20 protein-coding genes and 1 pseudogene are annotated in these 24877 nt (G+C 60.2%); 7 read left to right on the top strand and 14 right to left on the bottom strand.

Annotation, left to right across the window (positions count from 1 at the left end; genetic code table 11):
- Positions 1 to 110: 110 nt before the first annotated feature.
- From CDE01S_RS08065 to CDE01S_RS08055, 3 genes are all read right to left on the bottom strand, one after another.
- Entirely contained in the window at positions 111 to 2069 is a 1959-nt protein-coding gene (locus tag CDE01S_RS08065; RefSeq protein WP_066705733.1) for a TRAP transporter large permease, read from the bottom strand.
- Positions 2066 to 2686, bottom strand: coding sequence for a TRAP transporter small permease subunit (locus tag CDE01S_RS08060; RefSeq protein WP_066705731.1), 621 nt, complete (start codon positions 2684 to 2686; stop codon positions 2066 to 2068). Before CDE01S_RS08060 ends, CDE01S_RS08065 begins: the two co-directional genes overlap by 4 nt.
- Before the next feature lie 92 nt (positions 2687 to 2778).
- Positions 2779 to 3897 (bottom strand): TRAP transporter substrate-binding protein, encoded by a 1119-nt coding sequence (locus tag CDE01S_RS08055; RefSeq protein ID WP_066705730.1) that lies wholly within the window; start codon positions 3895 to 3897, stop codon positions 2779 to 2781.
- Positions 3898 to 4142: 245 nt separating this feature from the next.
- Here CDE01S_RS08055 and CDE01S_RS08050 point away from each other — a divergent pair, with 245 nt between their 5' ends.
- The 4 genes and pseudogenes from CDE01S_RS08050 to CDE01S_RS08040 all read left to right on the top strand — a co-directional run bounded on the left by CDE01S_RS08050 (position 4143) and on the right by CDE01S_RS08040 (position 7139).
- On the top strand, positions 4143 to 4925 hold the full coding sequence (locus CDE01S_RS08050; protein ID WP_066705728.1) for a fumarylacetoacetate hydrolase family protein: 783 nt from the start codon (positions 4143 to 4145) through the stop codon (positions 4923 to 4925).
- Positions 4926 to 5183: 258 nt separating this feature from the next.
- Positions 5184 to 5876, top strand: a pseudogene (locus tag CDE01S_RS19025) (MBL fold metallo-hydrolase); the annotation flags it as partial.
- 24 nt (positions 5877 to 5900) lie between these two features.
- On the top strand, positions 5901 to 6308 hold the full coding sequence (locus tag CDE01S_RS19020; protein ID WP_245636138.1) for a rhodanese-like domain-containing protein: 408 nt from the start codon (positions 5901 to 5903) through the stop codon (positions 6306 to 6308).
- A 54-nt stretch (positions 6309 to 6362) separates the two neighbouring features.
- Positions 6363 to 7139 (top strand): type III pantothenate kinase, encoded by a 777-nt coding sequence (locus CDE01S_RS08040; RefSeq protein ID WP_066705724.1) that lies wholly within the window; start codon positions 6363 to 6365, stop codon positions 7137 to 7139.
- Here CDE01S_RS08040 and CDE01S_RS08035 read toward each other — a convergent pair whose 3' ends face one another.
- Positions 7140 to 8333, bottom strand: coding sequence for a M20 aminoacylase family protein (locus tag CDE01S_RS08035; RefSeq protein WP_066705722.1), 1194 nt, complete (start codon positions 8331 to 8333; stop codon positions 7140 to 7142). It abuts the gene before it with no gap.
- A 59-nt stretch (positions 8334 to 8392) separates the two neighbouring features.
- The gene (locus tag CDE01S_RS08030; RefSeq protein ID WP_066705720.1) at positions 8393 to 9526 is read right to left on the bottom strand and encodes an ABC transporter substrate-binding protein; all 1134 of its coding nucleotides are present in this window, start codon (positions 9524 to 9526) and stop codon (positions 8393 to 8395) included.
- 629 nt (positions 9527 to 10155) lie between these two features.
- Here CDE01S_RS08030 and CDE01S_RS08025 point away from each other — a divergent pair.
- Genes CDE01S_RS08025 through CDE01S_RS08015 form a run of 3 tightly spaced genes read left to right on the top strand, consistent with a single transcriptional unit; the run spans position 10156 to position 16011 of the window.
- Complete coding sequence (locus CDE01S_RS08025) at positions 10156 to 14301, top strand: hypothetical protein (RefSeq protein WP_157077077.1); 4146 nt, start codon at positions 10156 to 10158, stop codon at positions 14299 to 14301.
- Positions 14298 to 15110, top strand: coding sequence for a hypothetical protein (locus CDE01S_RS08020; protein ID WP_157077076.1), 813 nt, complete (start codon positions 14298 to 14300; stop codon positions 15108 to 15110). Before CDE01S_RS08025 ends, CDE01S_RS08020 begins: the two co-directional genes overlap by 4 nt.
- Positions 15100 to 16011 (top strand): hypothetical protein, encoded by a 912-nt coding sequence (locus tag CDE01S_RS08015; protein WP_066705713.1) that lies wholly within the window; start codon positions 15100 to 15102, stop codon positions 16009 to 16011. Before CDE01S_RS08020 ends, CDE01S_RS08015 begins: the two co-directional genes overlap by 11 nt.
- A gap of 75 nt (positions 16012 to 16086) precedes the next feature.
- Here the strand turns inward: CDE01S_RS08015 and sorU are convergent, their stop codons facing one another.
- The 9 genes from sorU to CDE01S_RS07970 all read right to left on the bottom strand — a co-directional run bounded on the left by sorU (position 16087) and on the right by CDE01S_RS07970 (position 24872).
- Complete coding sequence (gene sorU / locus CDE01S_RS08010) at positions 16087 to 16449, bottom strand: SorU family sulfite dehydrogenase c-type cytochrome subunit (RefSeq protein ID WP_084382805.1); 363 nt, start codon at positions 16447 to 16449, stop codon at positions 16087 to 16089.
- 41 nt (positions 16450 to 16490) lie between these two features.
- A complete protein-coding gene (gene sorT, locus CDE01S_RS08005) occupies positions 16491 to 17720 on the bottom strand; it encodes a SorT family sulfite dehydrogenase catalytic subunit (protein WP_084382804.1) in 1230 nt (409 codons plus the stop codon).
- A 75-nt stretch (positions 17721 to 17795) separates the two neighbouring features.
- The gene (locus CDE01S_RS08000) at positions 17796 to 18812 is read right to left on the bottom strand and encodes a YeiH family protein (RefSeq protein ID WP_066705823.1); all 1017 of its coding nucleotides are present in this window, start codon (positions 18810 to 18812) and stop codon (positions 17796 to 17798) included.
- Between the two features lie 190 nt (positions 18813 to 19002).
- Complete coding sequence (locus tag CDE01S_RS07995) at positions 19003 to 20004, bottom strand: Ldh family oxidoreductase (protein WP_066705709.1); 1002 nt, start codon at positions 20002 to 20004, stop codon at positions 19003 to 19005.
- Positions 20005 to 20006: 2 nt separating this feature from the next.
- Positions 20007 to 20936: a hydroxyacid dehydrogenase gene (locus CDE01S_RS07990; protein ID WP_066705707.1), complete on the bottom strand. Its 930-nt coding sequence runs from the start codon at positions 20934 to 20936 to the stop codon at positions 20007 to 20009.
- Positions 20937 to 21076: 140 nt separating this feature from the next.
- On the bottom strand, positions 21077 to 22045 hold the full coding sequence (locus CDE01S_RS07985) for a Bug family tripartite tricarboxylate transporter substrate binding protein (protein WP_066705705.1): 969 nt from the start codon (positions 22043 to 22045) through the stop codon (positions 21077 to 21079).
- Positions 22046 to 22154: 109 nt separating this feature from the next.
- Positions 22155 to 23330: a UxaA family hydrolase gene (locus tag CDE01S_RS07980; RefSeq protein ID WP_066705704.1), complete on the bottom strand. Its 1176-nt coding sequence runs from the start codon at positions 23328 to 23330 to the stop codon at positions 22155 to 22157.
- A 33-nt stretch (positions 23331 to 23363) separates the two neighbouring features.
- A complete protein-coding gene (locus CDE01S_RS07975) occupies positions 23364 to 23645 on the bottom strand; it encodes a UxaA family hydrolase (RefSeq protein WP_066705702.1) in 282 nt (93 codons plus the stop codon).
- Positions 23646 to 23870: 225 nt separating this feature from the next.
- A complete protein-coding gene (locus CDE01S_RS07970; RefSeq protein WP_084382803.1) occupies positions 23871 to 24872 on the bottom strand; it encodes a galactitol-1-phosphate 5-dehydrogenase in 1002 nt (333 codons plus the stop codon).
- Positions 24873 to 24877: the final 5 nt, after the last annotated feature.

The following is a 24877-nucleotide window of genomic DNA, read 5'->3' as shown; positions in this document are numbered from 1 at the left end:
CGCAGTGTGCGGCACGTCATTGAATTGACGTTTACGTAAACGTCAATCTTACCGTTTTTCCCAAGAAAAAGGGGCGCCTGCGCGCCCCTTGTTTCAGTCGATCACTGTGCTTATTTGTACAGTACCTGCGGCAACCACAGACCGATGGCCGGGAACTGATACAGCAGGATGATCGCCAGCACCTGGATGCCCATGAAAGGCAGCATGCCGGCAAAGATCTGGTTCAGCGTCACATGCGGCGGGCTGACACCCTTCAGGTAAAACGCTGCCATGGCCACCGGCGGGCTCAGGAAGGCGGTCTGCAGGTTCAGCGCCACCAGCAGGCCGAAGAACAGCGGATCGACACCAAAGTTGTCCAGCAGCGGAATGAAGATCGGCATGAAGATCACGATGATCTCAGTCCACTCCAACGGCCAGCCCAGGATGAAGATGATGACCTGGCTGAGGACCAGGAACTCGGTCTTGGTCAGGTTCATGGACATGACCCAGTGCTCCACCAGCTCCTGACCGCCCAGCAGGGCAAATGCAGCGGAGAAAATGGCCGAACCGACGAACAGCCAGCACACCATGGCGGAGGTCTTGGCGGTCAGGTACACGCTCTCCTTCAGCACATTGAGGGTCAACTGCTTGTAGGCAGCAGCCAGCAGGAAACCACCCAGCGCCCCCACGGCGGCGGCCTCGGTCGGCGTGGCCAGGCCCATCACGATCGACCCCAGCACGGCCAGGATCAGGACCAGCAGCGGGAAGAAGCTGGTGAGCAGCATCTTGAACACTTCCAGCCGCGTGAAGCTCAGGAAGGCGTAGTAGGCCACCAGCACCAGCGCGCCGACACCGGTGCCGATCCAGTAGCCGGCCGGCGCCGGCTGGGTCTGGCTGGCTGCACCGGCCGCATTCGCCACAGCGCCTACGGGAACAGCATCCTTGGCAGCCGCCGCAGGCTCTTGCACCACAGCGGCAGCCTGCGGCGCCTTCTTGTCGTCGTCGGCACCGGGCGGCGGCGCCAGACCATCTTCCTCTTCTTCGGCCCCCGGCGGCGCGGCCAAGCCGCCCTCGTCTTCGGACTTGCGTTCAACGGCATCGCCATCACCCATGGCCTGCAGGCTGGCTTCCTGCTCCTCCACCGGCGGCACCGAGGTCACGCTGGCGTAACTCCACAGCGCGACAACCACGAACAGGATGGCCGGCAACAGAACCACGCCGAGCTGCTTCAGGATGTAGCTGGTCGGCACGTCCTGGTTGCGCTGGCCTTTAAGCGCACTCAGCAGCGACGGCAGGGCACGCGCGCTGTGAGCAGGCGCGATCTTTTCCATCAGTGGCGGCAGCGGGATGAACCGCTCCTCGGCCGACAACGGCGGCGCCATCGACGGCTTGAGCTTGGCCATGATGATCACGTAGCCGATATACAGGCCCGCCAGCATGAGGCCGGGGAAGAAGGCGCCGGCATACAGCTGCACCACCGATACACCGGCGGTGGCACCGTAGACGATCAGCATGACGGAGGGCGGGATCAGAATGCCCAGGCAGCCGCCAGCGGTAATGGCACCGGCGGACATCTTGACGTCGTAGCCTGCACGCAGCATAGCGGGCAAGGCCAACAACCCCATCAGCGTCACCACGGCGCCGACAATGCCGGTCGCGGTGGCGAACACGGCACAGGTCACCAGGGTGGCCACGGCCAGGGCGCCCGGCAGGCGCACCAGCGCCAGGTGCAGGCTCTTGAACAGCTTTTCGATCAGGTTGGCGCGCTCCACGAGGTAGCCCATGAACACGAACAGCGGAATCGAAATCAGCACGTCGTTGCCCATGACCTTGTAGGCCGACTGCACCATCAGGTCGAGCGTCTTGGTGGTGTTCTCCTCATAGGCGATCCAGGTGAAGATCATGCCCATGCCCATCAGGGTGAAGGCGGTCGGGAAGCCTAGCATGATGGCCACCACCACCAGCGAGAGCATCAGCAGGCCGATGTGGCCGTTGGTGATCTTGTCGGCACCGACCAGCATGGCCAGCGCACCGACGATGATCAGCGCCATCAGGCTGAAACCAAACCAGAGTTCTTTGCGGATTTTCATTTGTGGGCGCCTTCCTGAACGACATACTTGTCCAGCGCCTGGATGTCTTCATCTTTCACGTGAACCATTTCCTTGAGTTTTTCGACGTCCACTTCCTCGACGTCTTCCTCGCGCGACGGCCACTCGCCATCGCGGATGCAGATGATGCAGCGGATGATCTCCACCACGCCCTGCAGCAACAGGATGCCGCCCGACAGGGGGATGATGAACTTGAACGGATAGAGAGGCAGCGCTTCAGCCGAGAACGTCTGTTCCCGGATCGCCAGCGATTCGTTGAAAAACTGCCAGCCGGCCCAGGTCAAGGCGGCAATGCCGGGCAGGAAGAAGACGAAATAAAGGATCAGGTCGATGGTCGCCTGCGTCCGTGGTCGGAAAAAACCATACAACACGTCGCCGCGCACATGCCCGTTTTTCGACAGCGTGTAGGCGCCGGCGGTCATGAACAGGGTTCCATACATCATGATCTGAAAATCCAACATCCAGGCGTGCGGCTTGTTCAGGACGTACCGTGAAAACACCTCCCAACTGATCATCAGGGTCAGAATGAGAGCGGTCCAGGCAAAGACCTTGCCTATGAAGGTGGAGAGTCGATCCACCGAGAGCAGTAAGTTCTGCATTGCTTTTCCAGCTTGTAATCGATTGAATACACTGAGGGCGCTGCGGTTTGCACCGCAGCGCCCTCAGGGGCGCAGGCGGGCGCTTCTACTGCTTAGGCTTTCTTGCCCTTGCTGAAGTAGTGGTTGTAGGCCATCTTGAAATCGACCACATAGTCGTTCTGCCATTGGCCAGCACGTGCCGCAAAAGCACGCTGCGACTCAAGCACCTTCTTGAACAGGGGGTTCTCAGCAGACTTCTTGGCAATCACCTTGTCCCAAGCTTCCAGCTGGGCACGCAGGATCGCATCCGGCGTCTTGTAGAACTTGACCTTGTCCTTGGTCTTGAGTTCGATGTAGTCTTTGGAGTTGCGGTCAATCGCTTTCCAGCTCATATCGGCACTGGCCGCCTGCACGGCGTACTCGATGATTGACTTGAGTTCGGCCGGGAGGGTGTTGAGTTTGGTCTTGTTGAACAGGATCTCAAACTGCTCACCTGACTGGTGGAAACTCTGCAGCATGCAGTTCTTCACCACGTCCGGGAAGCCCAGCACACGGTCGGACGATGCGTTGTTGAACTCGGCAGCATCAATCAGACCGCGGTCCAGTGCCGGCACGATTTCACCACCCGGCAGCGGGTTGACGGCCGTGCCCAGTTCGGTGAACACATCCACCGCCAAACCGACGGTACGGAACTTCAGCCCCTTCATGTCGGCGACCTTGGCCACCGGTTTCTTGAACCAGCCCAGCGGCTGGGTGGGCATGGGGCCGTACATGTAGGACGCCACGTCCAAGTTCAGGCTCTTGTAGATCTCTTCGACCAGCGCCTTGCCACCACCGTACTGGTGCCAAGCCAGCACCATGTTCGGGTCCATGCCGAAGGCCGGGCCGGAGCCCCACAGTGCCAGCGCGGAGTTCTTGCCATACCAGTAGGCGATCACGCCGTGACCGCCATCCAGCGTCCCTTTGCTCACAGCATCCAATAGCTGGAATGCCGGCACCACGGAACCGGCGGGCAGCACCTCGATCTTGAGCTTGCCGCTGGCCATGTCGTTGACCTTCTTGGCGAAGTCCAGCGCATATTCGTGGAAGATGTCCTTGGACGGCCAGGTGCTCTGAAAGCGCAGGGTGGTCGCAGTCTGCGCCGTTGCCACCATGGGAGCGGACATGGCACCTGCGGCCAGGGCGGCTCCTTTGAGCAGGCTGCGGCGACGGGGAGTTTTGTTATCGGTCACGGTAAGTCTCCTGTTGTAGAAAAGCTGAGTTTGTTTGCCATCTCGGCGGAGATTCTCGTCTTTGCTCGGCGGCAGACCCTAGGGGTTTTCACCAAGTTCCGCCAGGTGCCTCCCACAAAACAGTTTTCACTTTTCCATACACGTTTGCCCCCAAGCGGCGCCGTCAGCCAAACTGGCGAAAAACGAACACAATGCCGGCAGCGGGACGCCGCCATTGATCGATCCAGAAACGAGGAGACACCCACATGGATAGACGTAATTTCTTTCAAAGTTCAGCCCTGGTGACCAGCGGTGCATTGGCCGGCTGCGCCCTGCCCGGTGTGGCCCAACAAGCCAAAACGCCTTTCCATGTGCCGGCCGTCAATATTCCCATCGTTGGGTCAGACGAGGTGTTCCCGGTCCGCCGCATTTACTGCATCGGCCGCAACTACGCGGCCCATGCACGCGAGATGGGCTCGGACCCGACCCGTGAGCCGCCCTTCTTCTTCCAGAAGCCGACCGACGCCATCCAGTTCGTCCCCGCCGGCACGGTTGTCGACCATCCTTACCCACCCCTCACGCAGAACTACCACTACGAAGCCGAACTGGTCGCATGCTTGGGTGCGGGGGGACGCAACATTCCGGTGGCCAAGGCATTGGATCTGGTCTATGGCTACACCTTGGGCCTGGACATGACACGGCGCGACCTGCAGCGCGCCATGGGCGATCAGAAGAAGCCGTGGGAAATTGGCAAGAGTTTCGACAGATCGGCACCGATCGGCGCCGTCCACAAGGTCTCTCAGACGGGGCATTTCACCCAAGGCGCCATCTGGCTCAAGGTCAATGGCCAGATCAAGCAGAACGCCAACCTGAACCAGATGATCTGGAGCGTGGCCGAGCAGATCAGCAAGCTGTCCGAAGCCAACGAGCTCTTCCCTGGCGACATCATCTACTCGGGCACCCCCGAGAACGTGGGGCCGGTGGTTCGTGGCGATGTGATCGAAATGCACATCGACGGCCTGCCCAACCTCAGCGTGAAAATCGTCTGACGCGCGACACGCCCTTTGCCATGGCCATCGCCATGGCAAAGGTGACAATGAGCGGCGGCACCGCCGCGGGCAATCGACGCTCGCACGTCGGCCCCAAGCATTTTCAACCACCAGACATTGACGCCATTGCGCAAACAGCTATCAAAACAATAGCAAATTGGATTGCCATGGAAACGGCGCCGGCCGGTACGCCTTCTCTAAAATGCCTTAGAGTTCGGCTTCCGGCAGGGCGTTTCTGCCACATCTCTTGCGCACACCATGAAACCCATCCAGCTTTTCGACCCGGCGTCCAGCACCTATACCTACGTGCTGTTTGATGAAGCTTCGCGGGAAGCCCTCATCATCGATCCGGTGGACGAGCAGCTGGAGCGCGATCTGCAGGTGCTGCGCGAGTACGGCCTCAAGCTGGTCTGGGCCGTCGAGACCCACGCGCATGCCGACCACATCACCAGCGCCGGACGTCTGGCCGAACACACCGGCGCCCAGACGGCGGCACCGGAAGCTTGCGGCATTCGTACCGCGGCCGTCCAGCTCGCCGACGGCCGTGCGCTGCACTTCGGCAGCCAGACCGTGCGCGCCTTGCACACCCCGGGCCATACGGCCGGCAGCATGAGTTACCTGTGGCAGGAGGGCGGGCAAGCCCATGTGTTCACTGGCGACACACTGCTGATCAACGGCTGCGGCCGCACCGACTTCCAATCCGGCAGCGCGGAGGCGCTTTACCGCAGCCTGACCCAGGTGCTGTTTGCGCTGCCTGACAACACGCTGGTCTGGCCTGGCCACGACTACCAGGGCCGTACCCACTCGACCATCGGCGCAGAAAAGGCCACCAACGCCCGCGTCGCGGGCAAGACCCTGGCCGAGTTCAAGGCCACCATGGATTCGCTGAATCTGCCGAAGCCGCGCCGTATCGACGAGGCCGTGCCCGCCAACCTGAGTTCCGGCATGCGCCATGACGCCGGAGGTGCCTTGCTGATGACGGTACGGGCCGCGACGGGTTATGCCGGCGATGTTTCACCGCAACTCGCCTACGAATGGTGGAAAACCGGCCAGGCGGTACTGATTGACGTGCGCACCGATGCCGAGCGCGAATGGGTCGGTTTTGTCCCCGAAGCCATCGCCCTGGCCTGGAAACAGTGGCCGGGCATGGCCCTGAACCCCGACTTCGATACCGGCATCCGGGCGGCCGTTCCACCCGGCACCAAGGCCGTGCTGCTGTGCCGCAGTGGCGTGCGCTCCATTGCCGCCGCCAAGCGCGCCTCGGAACTCGGCATTGAGGCCTACAACATTCTTGAAGGATTCGAAGGTGATCCGGATGATCAAGCGCACCGTGGCCGACGGGGTGGCTGGCGTTACCACGGACTGCCGTGGCGTCAAGGTTGAGACAGCCGGCCAACGGCCCCAGCCTTGATAATGCACGTAAAGTGAACGAGAACCATGACTTTCCTGGCTATTGACGTTGGCAACACCCGCTTGAAGTGGGCACTGTTTGACGCACCGCGCCCCGGTGCCAACCTGCTGGCGCAAGGCGCCGAATTCCTCGACAACATTGACAAACTGGCTGAAGGTGCCTGGTCCCAACTCCCCGCCCCGAACTGCATGCTGGGCTGCGTGGTCGCCAGCGATGCCGTCAAGCACCGTGTCGAGGATCAGATGGAAATGTGGGATGTCGCTCCCCAGTGGGTCGTTTCCAGCGCCTTCGAAGCTGGCTTGACGAATGGCTACGACCACCCCGCCCGCCTGGGGCCGGACCGCTGGGTTGCCATGATCGGGGCCTGGCACCGCATGCTCGCCATGGGTGCGCCCCGCCCTATCGTGGTCACGATGGTGGGCACGGCCGTGACCGTGGAAGCCATTGACGCCCAGGGGAAATTCCTTGGCGGCTACATCCTGCCTGGCCACGGGATCATGCTGCGTGCGCTGGAGTCCGGTACGGCAGGCCTGCATGTCCCCACGGGCGAAGTGCGCCCGTTCCCCACCAATACCAGCGATGCGCTGACCAGTGGCGGCACCTACGCCATTGCCGGCGCCATGGAACGCATGGTTCTGCACCTGCGCCAGCATTGTGGCACCGAGCCCTGGTGTGTCATGGCCGGCGGCGCCGGCTGGAAGATGGCCCCCAGCATGGCCGTGCCGTTTGAGCTGGTCGATAGCCTGATCTTTGACGGTTTGCTGCAGATTGCCGCGAGCCGCGGCTTCTGCCAACAGCCCTGATCACTCGTCCGCGGCAAGCCAGGCTTCCGCGAGCCTGACCCAGTAAGTCGCCCCCAACGGGATCAACTCGTCATTGAAGTCGTAGCTCGGGTTGTGCAGTGTGCAAGGCCCGCCGCCGTGCCCCATTTCGCGGTGCACGCCGTTACCGTTTCCGATAAAGCAGTAAGCCCCCGGCTTGGCCTGCAGCATGTAGGCGAAATCCTCGGCGCCCATCGTGGGCTCCTGCGGCAACACCAGCGTCTCGCCGACGATACCAGCCATCACCTTGCGCGCGAAGTCCGCCTCATGCGGCGAATTGATGGTCGGCGGATAGTTGCGGTCGAATTCGAACTCGCAACTCACATCAAATGCGGCACAGATGTGCTCCGCAATCTGGCGCATGCGCTGCTCCACCATGTCCAGCACCTCCAGGGTGAATGTGCGCACCGTCCCCTGCAATTCACAGCTGTCCGGAATGACATTGGTCGCCTCGCCCGCATGGATCATGGTGACTGAAATCACGCCTGCATCAATCGGCTTCTTGTTGCGACTGATGATGGTCTGGAAGGCCTGCACCATCTGACAGGCGACCGGTACCGGGTCAATGGCGTTGTGCGGCAGGGCTGCATGGCCCCCTTTACCGCGGATCGTGATCTTGAACTCGTTGCTGGAGGCCATGACGGGGCCGGCGCTGACGGCAAAGCTGCCTGCCGGCATGCCTGGCCAGTTGTGCATGCCGAAAACGGCCTCCATAGGAAATTTTTCGAACAACCCGTCACGCATCATTTCATGCGCCCCGCCCCCGCCTTCTTCGGCCGGCTGGAAGATCAGGTACACCGTGCCATCAAAATGGCGCTCCTTGGCCAAGTGCTGTGCGGCGGCCAGCAGCATGGCCGTATGACCATCGTGGCCGCAAGCATGCATCTTTCCTTCATGACGGCTGGCGTGCTCGAAGGTATTGAACTCCTGCATTGGCAGTGCATCCATGTCTGCACGCAGACCGATGCCACGTGCCGAAGTGCCGCTCTTGACGATGCCCACCACCCCGGTTCCGCCCAGGCCTCGCACCACCGGAATACCCCACTGCGTGAGTGTCTGAGCGACCAGGTCGGAGGTGCGAATCTCCTCGAAGCACAGTTCCGGATGGGCATGGATGTCACGCCGTATCGCCGCGATGCTGGCGGCCTGACTGACGATGGAATCGATGACTTTCATGTGCACTCCTGACCTGCAAGTCTAGTCGCGTCTGGCACAAGTTGCCAGCGCTGGCCTCCTCAGGTCCGCACCTTGCCGTCGCCCGTCAACATGGACAGTTCGACAAAACTCGACGCCACATGGTCATTCGCACTGAACTGCATCGCGAAGCCCCCGAAGGACTGCGTACCGATCGACTCGATGCCGTGAATGAGCCCCTCGCGGCTCATGCCCTTGGCGCCCGTGCGCTTCAGACCTTCCGTGACAAGTTTCGCGGCGAGATAACCCTCCATGCTGGAGTAGTTGATCTGTGCATCACCACCGGCTTTCTTCACAGCTTCCACAAATTCGCGGGTGATCGGCCGTGCTGCGCTGTAGGGCGAAGGCACCACCTGCGATACAACCACGCCCGCGGCTTCTTTGCCCAGCTCGTCAGCCAGCGCCTGTGTCCCGACAAAGGAAACGTTGTAGAAAGTACCACCATAACCCGCCTTGCGAGCAGCGCGGATGAAGGTTGCGCTGGCTTTGTAAGCACTGACTTGCACCACGGCATCGGGGGCAGCAGCCACCAACGTCTTGACGGCAGCGTTCACATCCACGGAATTCCGTTCCACCGTTGCCTGCGCCACAGGCTTGAGACCAAGCTCGGCCAGTGCCAGGTTCACGCCATCCAACCCCGCCTTGCCGTAGGCATCATTCTGGTAGAACACTGCTATCTTTTTCAGCCCCAGATTCGTCAGTTGCTTGACGATCAGCGCTGTTTCGTCGTTGTAAGAGGCACGCAGGTGGAACACATACCGGTTGAACGGCTCACGCAGCGCCATGGCGCCTGTGAACGGGGCAATGAACGGAATCTGGGCTTTGGTAGTCAAGGGCAAGGCCGCCAGGCTGGTCGGTGTTCCGATGTAGCCAAACAAGGCAAAGACGTCTTCCTCGATCATCTTGCGCGTGTTGGCGACACAACGTTCCGGCTCATAACCGTCGTCCATCTTGCGCAGCTCAATGGATTTACCTCCCACGCCGCCTTGGGCATTGAGCTGATCGAACCAGACTTTCGCCCCTTGATGAAACTGGATCCCCAGCTGCGCCGCGGGCCCACTGAACGGCGCAGACTGCCCCAGAATGATCTTGCTGCTTGTCTGGGCTTTGGCCGTGTGAAAGCCGGAAAGAACAGCCGCAGAGCCCATGACAGTGAATTGGCGACGCGAAATCATTGGAGAGCGAGGAAGTGAAGTAGACGGAAATGCAAGTGTCTGCGCCCCATATGCGAAGACTTGGCAGATACGAAAAAGCCCTCGTATGAGGGCTTTTTTGTTTTGGTTGCGCGAGGAGCTTTGGGTTATGAGAGTTCAAACCTAACGTGTAACTCGTTAGGTTTTAGTCGGTGCCAAATGCTTTTCTTCACACTCTATAAAGGGATTTTATCAGTATTTCAGCACTTTTCTCAATTGCCTAGTGGCGTGACATGACACCTATTTAGCTCTCTCGCGAATCGATTCGATGTCACACCAGATTTCTTGACATTCCAATGATCATGACCATTGGGGTCACCAATAAATCAAACTCCAAATTTGAAAATGTTGACGATCGCCAACAAAAGCTTGACTCGCAAAATTAGTCTGGCAATAATTCGGTCAGGTAGCTAGGAGAACCTGTGTCCTTGTGACACAAACCCAGCCGAAGTGCTTCCCGCATTACCAAGAGTCCGCATGGATTCGGCTAATGGCATCTGTCATTGGTATGGACTAAAGCGTCCAGTTCAGCGCCCAACACCGGGCGAAAAACCACCCCTCCTTTTGGTCCCTGAGCTGGAGCACGTGCGCCTGCATGCACGTGTCATGCAATGTCTATTGAAGCTACAACACCACTATTTAATCCTCCGTCAATTGCGCTTTTGCGCGCTGTAAGCACGCCCACCGATCTAACCGGCGCAGCCCACTCGCTGACCGGCATTTTGTCCTGCATTCAAGCAGCGACGGAGCTATGGCCGAATGAAGCCATCAAGAAGTGGAGCCTGATCACAAAGCAGATGCAGGGCACCTTGAAATTTGCATCGCCTACCTCCAACACAGCACCCCTTCATCTCTTCAACAAACCAGAAAATTTGCCGCCGCAATACGGACAGTTCCTTAACTGGCGCCCCCCGGCATCGAAAGTCGGCCCCGTTTACGAGGCACATGGTCTGCTTGGCCGAGCGTTAATCCATGCCGCCGCACGCAACGAGGTGCTGGCTAAAGAGCTTCTCAATGGCTTGCAGACGCTGAACCTCGCAAGGCAGAACAAAGGGCGGCGGTCGAAAGATTGGACGCTGCTGCTCGACGCCAGTTTCGCGCGTAGCGAAGATTTGAAGAAAATCTTGGAGACGGTGCCGCCGGACAGTCCCACGCTGGGCTTCATCACAACAGCCATCGCGGTGCTTGAGACCTTGATCCCGCCACCGGACTTGATCGTTATTGATCAGAGTGTCGAATCGGGACAGCTTTCCGAAACCGAGTTCCTAGACGAATCCCCCCGGTCACCCGCATCACTCTCGCGAGAGGTGATCAAGCCCGCGGAAATGGCCGATCAAGAGGAGATCACACCGGACATCTCGGCGCGTTTGGCTGCCGCTGACTACGCGGGTTTTGCGGAAAAATTGGGACTCTATCACCGCGACCAGCTACTGTTGGGCGACCTTGCAGAAGTAACTGTCCAGCTTGTGAAATTCATCGAGAGCGGCACACCCCGTGAACGCGGCTTCGCACTCCTGGCAATCTTGTCCCTGGTGACCGGCTGCACCGACGTGATCGCTCTGGAGTTGCAATTCCACCCAGCCCACAGTATTTGGCTTGACCTTGAGCAAGGCGCTTGGGCCTGGAACTTCACGTCCTACCGAATGTCGAAGGGCGACCTCTCCGCGTCTGATGACGTCCAGCCCATATTCTGTCCCTGGCCAGATATCGTCGACGCACCTTTAAGGACCGCAAATGACACCCATCCCGGCGCGCGGAATCTCAAGGACTTGATTCTTACCATCCAAGGTACAGATCATTTTGACCTGAAGGGATATAGGCGGTTTTTGCGCAATTGCGGTCATCCGTCACACCCACCGCACCGCGGACGGTTCGCTCGGTCTCTGCCTCGCGTCTATCTCGAATTGACCGGCAGCGACATGACTTCCGCATTGATGGCAGGATTCTTTGCCGCCACCGCGCCCGCCGCCCTCTTCTACTTTGGGCCGTCATACACAACCATGACCCGTCGCGTGGCCATGGTCTATGAGCGTTTAGGGTTTGGTGCTCCGTCGCGGCTGTTTTCTGATTCTGGACGCGCGGGTTGTCAAAAGGTCCTCGAAACTGCCCAGCTGCAACAAGGCTGGCATGAACTCACCCAGGCCATCAACACAACCCGAGCAGCGGCATTGAGCGCTACCCAGCAGAACGATGTCCAGGAGTCCTGCAACCGCTGGATGGCTTTGTTGTGCGCTGCACTGGTGATTCAGAGCGCTCACCGCGGAACGCGCCTCGAATGTCTGACGGCAGGAGCGCTGTACCTTCATCCCGATGTCATGGTCATTCAGGACAAAGATGAGGGAGGACGGGCCCAGCCCAGGTTGGTGCCCAAAACGGCTGCCATCAAGAAAATCCTGCTCAGCGCCGTCGAATGCCACAGGGTGATGCACCCCCTGGCCTGTCCCCACGCCGCAGGCAGCTTATTCAGCTGGGAAATCACCAATGAAGTTTTTCTGCAGTGGCGAACGCGGGATGGAGTCACGACGTCTGAGGTGTTGAGCACCTCCGCCGTGACATCCATCACCACGGAATTCTTCCGATCCGCTGCTAATTTTGGGCGGAGTCAGTGGGTGACCCACCTGGATGAGAATGACTGTGACCGCTGGTTGATACGGTCGCTAACCGGTCACACGCGCGATGTGACCAGGACCCATGGTCCATACTTGGATATCCCACCGCTGGTTGTGGCCAATCGACTGTGTGTGGAAATGGAAAAAACCGGTGCGCTGATCTTCGGCGAGGCCGAGATCCAAGTCGGCATCACTGATTTGCCCACGATAAATCTTCCGGCAATGAAGCGGCTCAGAACTCATGCGCTGGTCAATGGCCCAGTCCCGGACCCGCGGACCATTCTGGAGCCGCTGAGCGTCGAAACGTTACTTGAATGGCGCGCGGCCGAGCAGATCAGAACGGATCTCCTCGCTGGCAATATCGACGCCCCCTGCAGTGCCCTGGCTGTGCTGCACCTGATGTTCATCGACCATATTCCATGCCCAAACCTTTGCATCTCGGCTGTGACTGAGACGAGCAAGGTCTTAAAGAGCGTTGATCAGCGTGCGGGCTTGAACTGGGCAAGGAGTCATTTCGTTCATCCGACGTGGATGCCGATTCAAGCCACCACGGCCCACCTTCTTGACCGCATGGAGGATTCCGCGATGTCGAGCGCCACTCTCATTGCGCTTACCTGTGCGGCCATACGCAAAACCAAGCACAGCCGGTGGCCAGCATCCGACAGCGCTTGTTGGGGCACGCTCTCTGCGATTGCGGAAGGCTTTCGCAGGCTGACATTCCCGCCTCCGATTTGCGCTGTGTCAAATCTTTCCGTTGCGGCACCGTGCTTGTCTGAGCTCTCACTTCACCGTCTTGCGGGAGCGCCTGTTTCTGCAATATCCCAGACCCCGTCACGCAAGTCAGGCGGTGCGAAATCTGCGCGCAAGGGTGAAGACTCGCGATTTCTGATCGCTACCTTGGGAAAATACGCGTCAAGCGCAGAGCGCCACGGAGAAAAAAGAGCTCGCGCCATCAAGTGTCTCGAAGGTCTGGAGGATCCCGACATTGCATGGTCCCCATTCATTTTCTGGCTGAAAGCGTGGATCGTTGATGAGCTTCGCAGGTCTCGCGATGGCGCAAACGGCTGCTATCAGATCTCCTCGATTCTGACTTACGCGACCACCTTGTTAGTCGCGCAGAAGGAGATCGATTTGTCAGTCGATCCGCAGGACTGGGAGGATGACGAATGGACCACCTGGATGACGCAGATCAACCGCGCCTGCGCGACTGACGAATCTTCGGCACTCGCCGTCAACGATGGTGGAAATCTGAATGACCGAGCGAAACACGCCCTCCACGCCTTGGTAGGCAGTCTTATGCGGCGGCACGAATACGTGCCGCCCGAAGTCCGAGCCAAATTGGAATTTGTAGCAAAAACAATCACCCTCCATGGGTCGGCGTCTGCATGCCTGATCACAACAAAGAACCATGCCCGCGCTATCGACATTCTGAAGGAGTGGAACGAAGACTTCCCCGGCGACTACGCCTTGACCGCATTTCGCCCCATCGTCAGTCAAATGGCGCCTCTCCGAGCCGGTGATGTCTCAAGCCTTACGACGCGCTGCTTAACGCCCAGTGGAGGCTTGGTCATCGAGCGCGTCGGCTACGACGTCCATAAAACCGAGAACGCAATCAGGGTGGTGCCTCTGACACAAGAACAGGCGAGCCAGTTGCGGGGAAAAATGAACGAACTCCAGGCGTACTTTGGCGAGCGGCCGCTGCTGCTTCGCGGGGACGGCTCCACGGCAAGTGGCCTGCGCGATCAGCGCCTTTCCACCGATTGGGCTGCTGCGCTGAAGGATGCCACCGGCGATAGGCAGGCCAGACCCCACAGCGTACGCTCAGCGACACTGCAGGAAATTGCGTGGCCTGGCTGGCAAGCACTCGCCCTGAAGATCCTGAATTCCGAGGCAGGTCCGCGCGAATGCCGGGATTGGCTCGACGAGCAAGAGAAGGATTGGACGCGTCTTTCCAGGGCTGTCGCCATGGCCGGCCAGGGGGATCTTCGCGCGGCCCTTGGCAACTACCTCGCCGGCTGGCCCCTGATTTACGCCATGGTGGCAATGGCCAGCCTGCATGAAAAGGTGCCAGGTCCAGGATTTTTGAAGCAGCTCGGCATTTCGCCCGCCACCTTGCGCCAAGCGCGGTCCAGGAGTAATCGCCCATGAATGACGAAACCTCCTCAGCCAACGCATTTGACGTGTGGCGTTGGGTGACCAACCAGACGCACAAGCAGAATTTTCGACGCGGGGAGGTTCCGACGCCATCCCCCGCGCCGGCGGCAATTGACAGGCCGGCATCACCTATGGCCGTCAGTGACCCCATAAGTGCCACTATCTGTGACCCCACTTCTGCAGCCAATGACCAGGAACGACTGACCTATTTGACCGTGCGGTCACTGGGTCTGCGCCAGGAAATGGCTGTTGAAAAGACTGGAATTCGGCTCCGAGTGGCAGCAGACCTGGAAGCAGCTTTGCCTCCCGAGAGCATGATCGCCACCGCAGTCAGACGTGGCAGACAAGGTCCGCAGGCCAGGGGTCAGGCCGCCAACATCAACATGGCACTGTCTGAGACAGGATTGATCCTGCTTTCGTGGTTGCGGGGGATGGAGCCAATGGACTATTCGATGATCAGGCAAATCTTCTTCAGGGATGAGCCTCAACGCCATCGTTTGCCAGACAAGGTGATTTATTGGCGGCGAATCGCCGAATCATTGCCGCCAGCGCTGTCCGTCCACGTTCGGATTGGCGCCAAGCATCTGACGCCCGTTGAGATCAGCCACATGACCGCCCTCGCCCCCGCCGTGAAACTTGTGCCAGACCCACGCATCGGCGAGCGTCCCGTCATTTCCCTGTTCCCGCGTAATGCGCAAAACCTGGTGGTCAGCGCAAGGTTAACGGCCGTCGCGCGCAGCTACTGTCTGGCAATTGATGCCCTTGTCCAGTTTGTCAACACAGGAGGTCGTGATGCTGGCTGAATTTTGTCCCTCGCACGGTGCGTTTTGCAGAACGACTTACGCCGACCTGCACATTTCACCAGAAAAGCTTTTTACCACTACGGAGATTTTGATGACCCAAAGCATTGATCTGGCCACCCATGCCAGTCTGATTTCGCTTCAGCATTCAATTGATTTGCTACGTCATGCAATGCGCACCCTCGAAGGCTACAAAACGCATCCTGGCGATGCGACTCTAATCGGAGTGCCAGCCGACCAGATCCGGTCTTTGGAAATAGTCCTCGCGCGGACGGAAACGAAACAGAAAAATTTTATCGACGGGCATGTTGTTGCAGCTGCGGAGGCCGAGACGGTGGCAAGGCGCTCCGCCTTGGCCCGTCTAAAACCGATCATAAATAAAGCAAAAACCGATGTACTTTCAGCCGAGGAACTGTTGACGGCGTTGAATGATGAACCCGATCCGAAAGTCGCTCGCGGACGCTTTCTCTCTCTCAACGGGGATTCCCTGACGGTGCGCGACGAACAGGAGATTCTGACATTTCCCGATGCCAGGCCACTGCCCAAAAAATACGCGGCGGCAAATTCGCACACCCTCACGGTGATAGTCACAAGTGTTGACGTGACGTCTGCAGATGCGCATTTCACCCTGATTGATAAATTCTTGCCCAGCCCATTGTTTACCAAGGATGACGTGGGATTCAGAAAAGTCATCACCCGCATAGCTGACTCGGGAGATTTGCGTTGCCTGAATCTTTGTATGGCGTACGGGGTGTCTGTGCCGGTTGAGCTGGCAATTTCCGTCAACATTGGCGGTGCAGGTCTGGGATACACCGCGACTTTGATTCGTCTGGTCAATCGGGCCGATACGATGAATTCACTTAAGAAGACAATGGAAACGGAAAACCAGAGTTTGTTTGATTAGTGTTGTGGCTGCCGCGATCATCGCGTTCCGTAAGGTATCGTTGAAGGTCAACATAATTTACGGATTAGTTCTAAATCAGTTCGAGGCGCCGCTGGCCTTTGAAACGTACTGCGCCAGTGCCAGGATTTGCGCCTCGCTCAGGCTGGCCTTGTAGGACGGCATTTGCCCGATGCCATTGCGCAGCGCTTTGGCCACGCGCTCGGCGTCGGGTTTGAGCTCGTCCAGCACAGGGCCAATGGCGCCGCTGGCCCCCGCATCTTTCAGGGTATGACAGACCGCGCACGCCGGTACGGCGGCCTGCATGAACAGTTTTTTACCCAGTGCAAGCCGGGCGGCATCATCCTGAGCCCAGACCGGCAAGGACACAAAGGCTGTCAGACAGAACAAGCCGGCCAGCGTGTGGCGCGCTGCGGCAAGGCATAAAAAGTTCAGCTTCATGGGGCCTCGGTTCAGAAATGAAAAGGATGCAAGCAGGTGCCTCAGGCCACCTTGACCGTCACTGCGTGGTCGGACCAGCTGGTGTTGTTGTAGCCGGCGGCATTTTCCAGGCGTTGCTGCGGCTGGACATTGCCCAGCGCGTCCGTGGCGCGGCTGGCCAGCACATGCTGCCCGGCAGGCAGCCGGGTCTCCAGCACAAACTGCCGCCAGGCATATTTGCCCAGATCGGGACCCACAAAGCGCGCATCGACCCAGGTCTTGCCGCCGTCAACGGAGACTTCGACACGCCTGACCGCATGCAGGCCCCCAAAGGCCACACCACTGATCTGCACACGCCCTGTCCCAAGAAGCGCGCTGTCGGGGCCCGGCGAGTTGATCCAGGATTTCACGCTCATCTCCTGCACCGAAGGCTGGTTCGGATCGCCCTGGCCGCCCGGTGGGGAAATGCGATAGCCGTGCGACATGATCTTGGCGTCGGTTTCCCGCGCGGTGAACGCCAGCCGCTTGATGTACTTGATGTTGTTGACACCGGTGTAGCCGGGCACGATCAGACGCAGCGGTCCGCCGTGCGCGAGCGGGATCGCCGCCCCATTCATCTCCCAGGCCAGCAAGGCATCGGCCATGGCCGAGGCAGGAACCGAGCGCTCGACGATGATGCTTTTTGGATCCAGCCCATCGGGCAACTTTTCGCCGCCCGTGCCGGTCATGAAGCGCATGCCGCCCGCCACACCGCCCAGCGCCTCGGCCACAGCGCGCACCGGCACCCCACTCCAGACCACGCAACCGGCCGCGCCAACGGTCCAGGGTGTTCCACTGGGTTTGCTGGGAAAGAAACCGCGGCCGTTGCCGGAGCACTGCAGCACCATGGCCACGGTTTCAAGCCCCAGCGTTTTGAGCTCGCGCAAGCTCACCTTGCGCGGATTGCCGACCCCTTCGATGCTGATCTCCCAGGCATCCCGGTCGGCCACGATCGAGGCATCGGGCGCGGGCAGGTTGTTGCGGATGTAGAGTTGCTCGGCCGGCGTGATGACGCTGGTGCCAAAGGCGCTGCGCTTGGTCTCGATGGTGGTGGCGCTGTGCACGATCGTGCTGTTGGCATCTTTCCAGGCAACGTAAGCCGGCAGCGTTTTGGCCTGGGCTGCTGCGCCGGTGCTCCAGCTGGCAAGGCCCAGGGCGGCCAGGGCGCTGGCGCTGCCCGCCAACAGGTGGCGACGGTTGAGCGCCGAGGGCACCATCGCTGGGGCGATTTGACGAGGGGCTTGCGTGTACATGTTTTGTCTCTCTTTTGATTAATAGCGACATGGAACGGGAAAGGCACTGGGGTCGGGCGGACGCCGAGAGTCCGCTCAAGGTCTCAGATAAATCGCAGCCAGCACAAACGCGGCCATCCACAGGGTTTCAACCAGCAGCAGGGTGAACGGTTTCCAGCCTGCACGGGCCAATTGCCGAAACGAAGTCTTGATGCCCAGAGCCGCAATGGCGACAACCAGGCAAATGCGTGACACATCACTCAGGCCCTGCTGAACGACCACCGGCACACCGCCCATGGAGTTGAGCGCCACCAGGGCCACAAATACCCACAAAAACCAGGGGACCAACGCCTGCTTGGCCACGGCCGTGCCATCCTCGGACTGCTCACGCTCTTTCTTGAACATGCTGGACACCATCACCACGACCACGGCCAGCATGGACACCCGGAACAGCTTGACGATGGTGGCATAGTCACCCGTTTCATGGTTCAACATGTAACCCGCGCCGACAACCTGGGCCACGTCATGAATGGTACCGCCGATGAACAGCCCCGCCAACTCCGGCGGCAGGTGCAACACTTTAGCGATCAGAGGGTATGCCACCATGGCCAGGGTGGACAGCACGGTCACCGTCACCACCACCATGAGGGTGAAGCGCTCACTTTCCTTGTTGCGCGGCAGCACCGATGAAATCGCCAGCGCGGCGGAAGCACCGCAAATGGCGACCGCACCGCCCGACAACACGCCCTGCGCCCGCGTCAGGCCCAGGCGCCGCCCTAGCAGGCTGCCGCACAGCATGGTAGTCACCACGGCGGCAATCACAATGGCGGCGGTCGACCAGCCCAATCCGGCAATCTGGGACGCGGTGATGCGCGCACCCAACAAACCAACACCGAGGCGCAACACGGTACGCGAGCAGAACTCAATACCCGGTTTGGCTTTCGGATCCTGACTCAGGTAGTGAAACGCCACCCCAAAAAACAAGGCGTACAGCAATTGCGGACCACCATGCAGGGTGGATACAAAGGTGGCGGCCATGGCGATCACGCAGGACAGGGCGGCACCAGGGAGAAAGAGCAGCAGTTGCTGCAGAGGCGAACCAAGTTGAGCCATGGGCACGACGTTTTTTTTGGCATCGGGGGTTGCACTCATGTCATTTGCCCTGTGCTTGCGGTCCGTGCATGCATCAAGGAAAGAAACGTGGCTGCCAGCGCGATCACTGTGCAGACCATCAAGCTCGGCAGATTGGCGGTGAAAAAAGCGTGAGCGCCTGGCACGGATTTCGCGGCGCGGGCGTGCGGGATCACCCTGCGATGGCGCGCACGGGCGCGAGTGTCGCTTCGGTCACCTCGATTCCCTGGCTGGTGGCCTGATCGGCCAGGTCAAAGCGGCGATAGCCCGGAACGCGCACACCGTCGTCCACCAGCATGGCACAAATTAGCGCCTCAACCCGCTCGACGTAGGTGGCAGAACCGGCCAGAGCACCCGGATCGATCGCTATAAAAACCTGGCCCAGCTTGGGCTGGTTGCCTTCCTTCACAAAAAAGGAATCGGCCTCAGCGCCGAATTGCGAGCCGGTAAGCGCAGTGACCAGCAGTTCCACAATCAAGGCCAGCATCGCCCCCTTGGTGCCGCCCGCCGGCAGCATGGAGCCTTCCAGGCCTTTGGCCGGGTCGGTGGTGGGATTTCCCTGGGCGTCCAGCGCCCAGCCCAGCGGGATGGGCTCGCCCTTTTTGGCCGCCACCATCAGCTTGCCGCGCGCCACTTCTGACAACGACAGGTCGATGGTGACCGGCTTGGCGCCCTGGCGCGGAAACACCGCGGCAATGGGGTTGGTGCCGAAGATAGCGCGCTTGCCGCCCGCAGCCGGCATGGCGGCAGGTGAGTTGCCAAAGGCCAGTCCCACCAGCCCAGCGGCGGCGACCGCCTCCAGGTGGTAGGCCGCGGCGCCGAAATGGTGGCTGTTACAGACGGCACCAATGGCAATGCCGCAGTTTTTGGCGCGGGCAATCGCTTCCTTTACCGCCAGTTCGCAGGCCGGGAAGGCAAACCCATTACCTGCATCCACCAGCACCGCGCCAGCGCGCTCGGCCTGGATGCGCGGCTGCGCATTGCCTATTACGCGGCCTGCTTGGATATGACCGGCGTACATGGGAACGCGCGAGAGGCCATGTGAGGCCAGACCCTGCGCCTCGGCCGCCACCAGCGCGCGGGCGGTGGGCGCGGCTTGGACGGCGGAGGCACCGGCTTTCTCCAGCGCGCGTTGGGTCAGGGTTTGCAGTTGGTCAAGGGTGTGAAGTGCCATGGTCAGACCCCTAGAGCTTTCGCCACTTCGGCGGCGATCAGGGTGGAGACCCGCTCGTTGGCTTCGGCGGTGACGCCGGCCACGTGCGGCGTGAGGATGACGTTGGGGCAGCCGACCCAGGGGTTGCCAGCTTTCAGCGGCTCAGGCTCGAACACATCGAAGGCCGCGCCGCCCAGCGCGCCAGTCTTGATGGCGGCGGAGACAGCGGCCTCATCAGTAATACCGCCGCGCGCTGTGTTGATAACGATGGCGCCCTTCTTCATCTTGGCGATGCGTTCGCTTGAGAGTAGGTTCTTGGTTTCCGGTGTCAGTGGCACATGCAGGCTGACGGCGTCAGCCTGGGCCAGCAGTTCCTCCAACGTAGCGCTCTTTACACCGGTCTGCGCCCACACCGCGTCATCTCTCTTCAGCATCGGGTCATGCGCAATCACCTGCATGCCCAGGCCTTGCGCCAGGCGGGCGGTGAGCCGGCCAATACCGCCAAAGCCGATCAGGCCCAGCGTCTTACCTGATATTTCACGGCCACTGGAGAGTGCCGCGCGCGGCCAGGCGCCGGCGGTAACCTCTGCGCTGGCCTGGTACACGCCGCGCAGCAAGACCATGGTGGTGCCAATCACATATTCGGCCACAGCCAGCGCATTGGCACCTGTCGCAGGGATCACCTTCATGCCGCGGGCTTCGCAAGCCGGCACGTCGATGTTGTCCAGCCCTACGCCCAGTCGGCCGATGACGGTGGCTTTCCTACACGCCGCCAGCAGCTCGCCGCGCACCTGGGTCCGGTTGCGCACCACCAGTGCGTCGCAGTCCTGCACCAGGGCGACGAGGCGGGCCGCGTCATCGACCAACGTGGGGTCATAGACGACGTTGAATTGGGGCTTGAGCGATTCGACCGCAGGCAAGTCCATGAACTCGGTGATGACGATTTTCTTCATGATGGGCTAAAGAAATAACCGGTGAACCGGCTATGAAACACAGATGTTGGTTGCTTCAGCTTTAATCGCTGAAGCCGACCTATTGATCAAAGGGTACGAAAGCACTCTTGCCTGAAGCGCACGGCTTCTTGGCCGAACCGTTAGTTCGCCTTAATGTTGCGTTCCTTGACGATTTCGCGCCAACGCGCCACGTCTTTCTGAATGACGGCACCGAATTCGTTCGGCCCCATGCCGGTGGGCGTAAAGCCCATGCCGGCCACGCGCTCACTCACATCGGAAAGTTTGACGGCCTTGATCGCCTCGGCTGCGACCCTGTCGACGATGGACTTGGGCGTGCCGGCCGGCATCACCAGGCCCGTCCAGTTCTCGATTTCCATACCTGCCAACCCGGCTTCAGAAAAGGTTGGTACGTCTGGCAGCAGGGCGTGTCGCTTTACCGACGTAACGGCCAACGCACGCAGCTTGCCGCCCTTGATGTAGGGAAGCGATTCAGGCAGGTTGGAGACAATGAAATCAAGCTGACTACCCAGCAGGTCGTTGAGCGACGGGGCGCCGCCCTTGTAGGGAACATGCTGCACATCGATCTTGGCGTTCAGCGCCAGAAGTTCAAGCCCCAGGTGCGGCGGCGTGCCGTTGCCCGACGAACCGCCATTGAGTGATTTGGCCTTGGCCTGCGCCAGAAATTCCTGCAGATTCCTGGCCGGATTACTCGCGTTGACCACCAGCACCAAGGGACTTGTCGCCAGATGAGCAACCGGCGTCAGGCTTTTTTCCAGGCTGTAGGGCAACCCAGGAAACAACGACTGGTTCACCGCATGGGTCAGCGTGATGGCCAGCCAGGTGTAGCCGTCGGCTGCCGACTTGGCCGCCATGTCGGCGCCCAGGTTGGCGTTGGCGCCCGGCTTGTTATCGATCACCACGGGTTGCTTGAGCGGCTCAGTGAGCTTCTGCCCGACAAGGCGTGCCATCACATCGGTGAGTCCGCCTGCGGCGAACGGCACAATGTAGCGAACCGGCTTGTTCGGGTAGTCAGCTTGGGCCAGGGCGCCCAGCGGAACGGCCGCCAGGGCGGCCGCCATGACGTGAAGCGCGTTGCGGCGAGTATTCATGCGACTCTCCAGAAAAACAGTGGGCGACAAAACATTGATTGGATCCAGCACGCGGGGAGCCGCGTGCCATTCAATTGACGCGCGGCTAGTCGCCGCGCGTTCGCGGGGTTTACGCGCTCTCGAACAAACGGGTCATCACGAATTCACGGTGGCCCAGCGCTTCAGCGGCGGTGAAACGACCATTGATGGTTCGCATCATCACTTCCAGCAGCTGATCGCCGGTCTGGTCCATGGTGCGCTCGCGTTGCAGCAAGCCTGAACAATCAACATCGACGTGCTCGCTCATGGTGCGCACAGTGCGCGGATTGGCGCAGATCTTGATGACCGGCACGATGGCGTTGCCGATCACGTTGCCCTGGCCGGTGGGAAAGAGGTGGACCACGAAGCCCGAGGCCGCGCACAGCGTGACCATTTCGGCGGCGGCGGAGGACGAGTCCATGAACCACAGGCCGGGGTGGCTGGGGCGCTCTGCCTTGTCGAGCACACCGTCGACGGTGCACTTCCGGCCAATCTTCTGGATGTTGCCCAGGGCTTTTTCTTCGATGGTGGTCAGCCCGCCCGCAATGTTGCCCTTGGTGGGCTGCGACTCGGACAGGTCGGTCGTCTTGTTGCGCTGGATCATGTCCTGGTAGCGGTTGAACATCTTCATGAAATCCTCGCGCACCTTGCCATTGGCGCAGCGCTTGGCCACGATCTGCTCGCCGCCCGTCAACTCGGACGTTTCACCAAACACCAGCGTGGTACCCAGCGCGTGCAGCTTGTCGAATGCATCGCCCACGGTGGGATTAGCGCCGCAGCCGGAGGTAGTGTCGGACTCACCGCACTTGGTGGACACCCACAGCTCGGAAATCGGGCATTCCACGCGATGCTTTTCGGTGGCCCACTGCACGTATTCCTTTGCAGCCTTGGACGCCTTCATGATGGTCTCGTGATCGCCGTGACCTTCGATGCCGAAGCCGATTACTGGTTTTCCGGTCGCAGCGATCCCGTCTACGACTTTCTTGGTCCAGCTGTCTTCAATGCCGATGACAACGACAGCCGCCACGTTGGGATTGCAACCAGCACCGATCAGGGTTGCGAAGTGCAGGTCCAGGTCGGCGCCAAATTGCAGGCGGCCGTAAGGATGGGGGATGGCCATCGTGCCCTTGACGGCATAAGCCACGGCCTCAGAAGCCGCGTTGGACAAATCGTCCAGCGGAAGAATCAAGACGTGATTGCGCACGCCCACACGGCCGTTTTCGCGGCGGAATCCCCAAAAGGATGAGTCTTTGGTTAGAAATGACATGACGATAGTCCTTGAAACGTTATCTACGAGGGCTTACCAGCGCTTGGTCTTGATGTTCTGTACGTGGGCGTGTTCACCGGTCTTGATGGCAGCAACCACCTTGCCAATGTCGGTCCCGTACTTGATGACCGTGTCGCCTACAGCAAGGTCTTTCATGGCGACCTTGTGACCCAACGGAATGTCGGACGCGCAGGGAATCTGAATGGTGCGGTCCTCATCGAGGATGAGCGCGGTGAGGGTCTGGCCGGCTTTGACGCCTTCAGTGACCACGACCGCGACGCTGTCGTTGGGGTCGTGCAATACGCAGTGAATCATGCTTGCTCCTTCAAAAAAATTTGGGGACGTGTCGATCTTTCGAATCACAAAGTCAACTATATCATCTATATGACTTATTGGCGATATTAGTGTTTCCTCTCTTGAAAATAGAAAAAAGAACGCCTTTTCGCCAGGTGGCGCGCGGCGCCGTGCGGACCGGCGGCCCACTTCACACAAACAGAGACCTGGCAGCCCTGAAGGCTGGTGAAACCTTGCTGCAGCGAATCAGGGCCGTAAAACGATCTTGGCCGCTGCGGTACGCCCCTTGTCGAGGTCTTCGAAGGTACGCTGCCCCTCCGCCAGCGGCCGCTGTTCGACCCAGGCAAGGTCGCCAAACACGCCCGCATGCAGAGCCGCCACGGTGGCACGCAGATCGGCCGTGGTGTAGGTGTAAGTTCCCAAGAGCGTGATTTCTGCGAGCGTGAGTTTGCGCATGTCGATTTCGCTGGCCCAGTCTTGCAGGCCCACATGCATGATCACGCCGCCGGGCTTGATGGCGGCCAAGGCTTGCTGGCGCGTCACCTTGGCGCCCACGGCATCGAGCACGTAGTCGTACTGGTTTTCGGCGGGCGCCTGCTGGCGTGGATCCAGGGTTTCGCAGCCGACATAGGTCTGCAAGGTCTCGCGACGTAAAGGATTGGGCTCGCTGATGGTGAGCCGGACAACACCGAGGTGCTTGAGCAGCAATCCTGCCAGCATGCCGATGGCGCCGCCGCCGATCACCAACACGCAGCACTCGTGCACGGGCCGCGGCAGGACACGCATGGACAAGTTGATGGCATGCCAGGCGGTGGCCGCCGGCTCGGTGAGGGCGGCCGCCACATCGGACATGTCCTGCGGCATGGCGATCAGCGAAGCGGCCGGAATGCTCATGTACTCCGCATAAGCCCCGGGGCGTGTCATGCCCACCATGGTGCGGTCGGAGCAGAGGTTGTTACGGCCCTGCACGCAGTAGTCGCACACGCCGCAAGTAATGAGCGGGTTGCCGGTAAAGCGCGTGCCCGGCGTAAAACCGGGCACGGCCGACTCGGTCACCGTACCCACGAATTCATGGCCCAGCACCAACCCTGGCTTGCGGCGTGGGTCGTGCCCATTCCAAGCATGCATATCGGAGCCACAGATGCCGACGGCGTCGATTTTCAGCACCACTTCGCCGTCGGCCAGCTCAGGTTGCGGGCGCTCCTGCAATTGGAGTTCTTTCGGTTGGGTGTAAACGAGGGCTTTCATCAATC

The sequence above is a fragment of the Curvibacter delicatus NBRC 14919 genome, assembly GCF_001592265.1.
GTDB classification, from domain to species: domain Bacteria; phylum Pseudomonadota; class Gammaproteobacteria; order Burkholderiales; family Burkholderiaceae_C; genus Hylemonella; species Hylemonella delicata.
The sequence above is the reverse complement of the archived record's forward strand: the minus strand, read 5'-3'. Positions and strand labels throughout refer to the sequence as shown.

Bases quoted from the DNA above. Each gene is read 5' to 3' on its own strand.
- CDE01S_RS08065 (WP_066705733.1), bottom strand. From the start codon at position 2,069: ATGAAAATCCGCAAAGAACTCTGGTTTGGTTTCAGCCTGATGGCGCTG.
- CDE01S_RS08060 (WP_066705731.1), bottom strand. From the start codon at position 2,686: ATGCAGAACTTACTGCTCTCGGTGGATCGACTCTCCACCTTCATAGGC.
- CDE01S_RS08050 (WP_066705728.1), top strand. From the start codon at position 4,143: ATGGATAGACGTAATTTCTTTCAAAGTTCAGCCCTGGTGACCAGCGGT.
- CDE01S_RS19020 (WP_245636138.1), top strand. From the start codon at position 5,901: ATGACGGTACGGGCCGCGACGGGTTATGCCGGCGATGTTTCACCGCAA.
- CDE01S_RS08040 (WP_066705724.1), top strand. From the start codon at position 6,363: ATGACTTTCCTGGCTATTGACGTTGGCAACACCCGCTTGAAGTGGGCA.
- CDE01S_RS08035 (WP_066705722.1), bottom strand. From the start codon at position 8,333: ATGAAAGTCATCGATTCCATCGTCAGTCAGGCCGCCAGCATCGCGGCG.
- CDE01S_RS08030 (WP_066705720.1), bottom strand. From the start codon at position 9,526: ATGATTTCGCGTCGCCAATTCACTGTCATGGGCTCTGCGGCTGTTCTT.
- CDE01S_RS08025 (WP_157077077.1), top strand. From the start codon at position 10,156: ATGTCTATTGAAGCTACAACACCACTATTTAATCCTCCGTCAATTGCG.
- CDE01S_RS08020 (WP_157077076.1), top strand. From the start codon at position 14,298: ATGAATGACGAAACCTCCTCAGCCAACGCATTTGACGTGTGGCGTTGG.
- CDE01S_RS08015 (WP_066705713.1), top strand. From the start codon at position 15,100: ATGCTGGCTGAATTTTGTCCCTCGCACGGTGCGTTTTGCAGAACGACT.
- sorU (WP_084382805.1), bottom strand. From the start codon at position 16,449: ATGAAGCTGAACTTTTTATGCCTTGCCGCAGCGCGCCACACGCTGGCC.
- sorT (WP_084382804.1), bottom strand. From the start codon at position 17,720: ATGTACACGCAAGCCCCTCGTCAAATCGCCCCAGCGATGGTGCCCTCG.
- CDE01S_RS08000 (WP_066705823.1), bottom strand. From the start codon at position 18,812: ATGGCTCAACTTGGTTCGCCTCTGCAGCAACTGCTGCTCTTTCTCCCT.
- CDE01S_RS07995 (WP_066705709.1), bottom strand. From the start codon at position 20,004: ATGGCACTTCACACCCTTGACCAACTGCAAACCCTGACCCAACGCGCG.
- CDE01S_RS07990 (WP_066705707.1), bottom strand. From the start codon at position 20,936: ATGAAGAAAATCGTCATCACCGAGTTCATGGACTTGCCTGCGGTCGAA.
- CDE01S_RS07985 (WP_066705705.1), bottom strand. From the start codon at position 22,045: ATGAATACTCGCCGCAACGCGCTTCACGTCATGGCGGCCGCCCTGGCG.
- CDE01S_RS07980 (WP_066705704.1), bottom strand. From the start codon at position 23,330: ATGTCATTTCTAACCAAAGACTCATCCTTTTGGGGATTCCGCCGCGAA.
- CDE01S_RS07975 (WP_066705702.1), bottom strand. From the start codon at position 23,645: ATGATTCACTGCGTATTGCACGACCCCAACGACAGCGTCGCGGTCGTG.
- CDE01S_RS07970 (WP_084382803.1), bottom strand. From the start codon at position 24,872: ATGAAAGCCCTCGTTTACACCCAACCGAAAGAACTCCAATTGCAGGAG.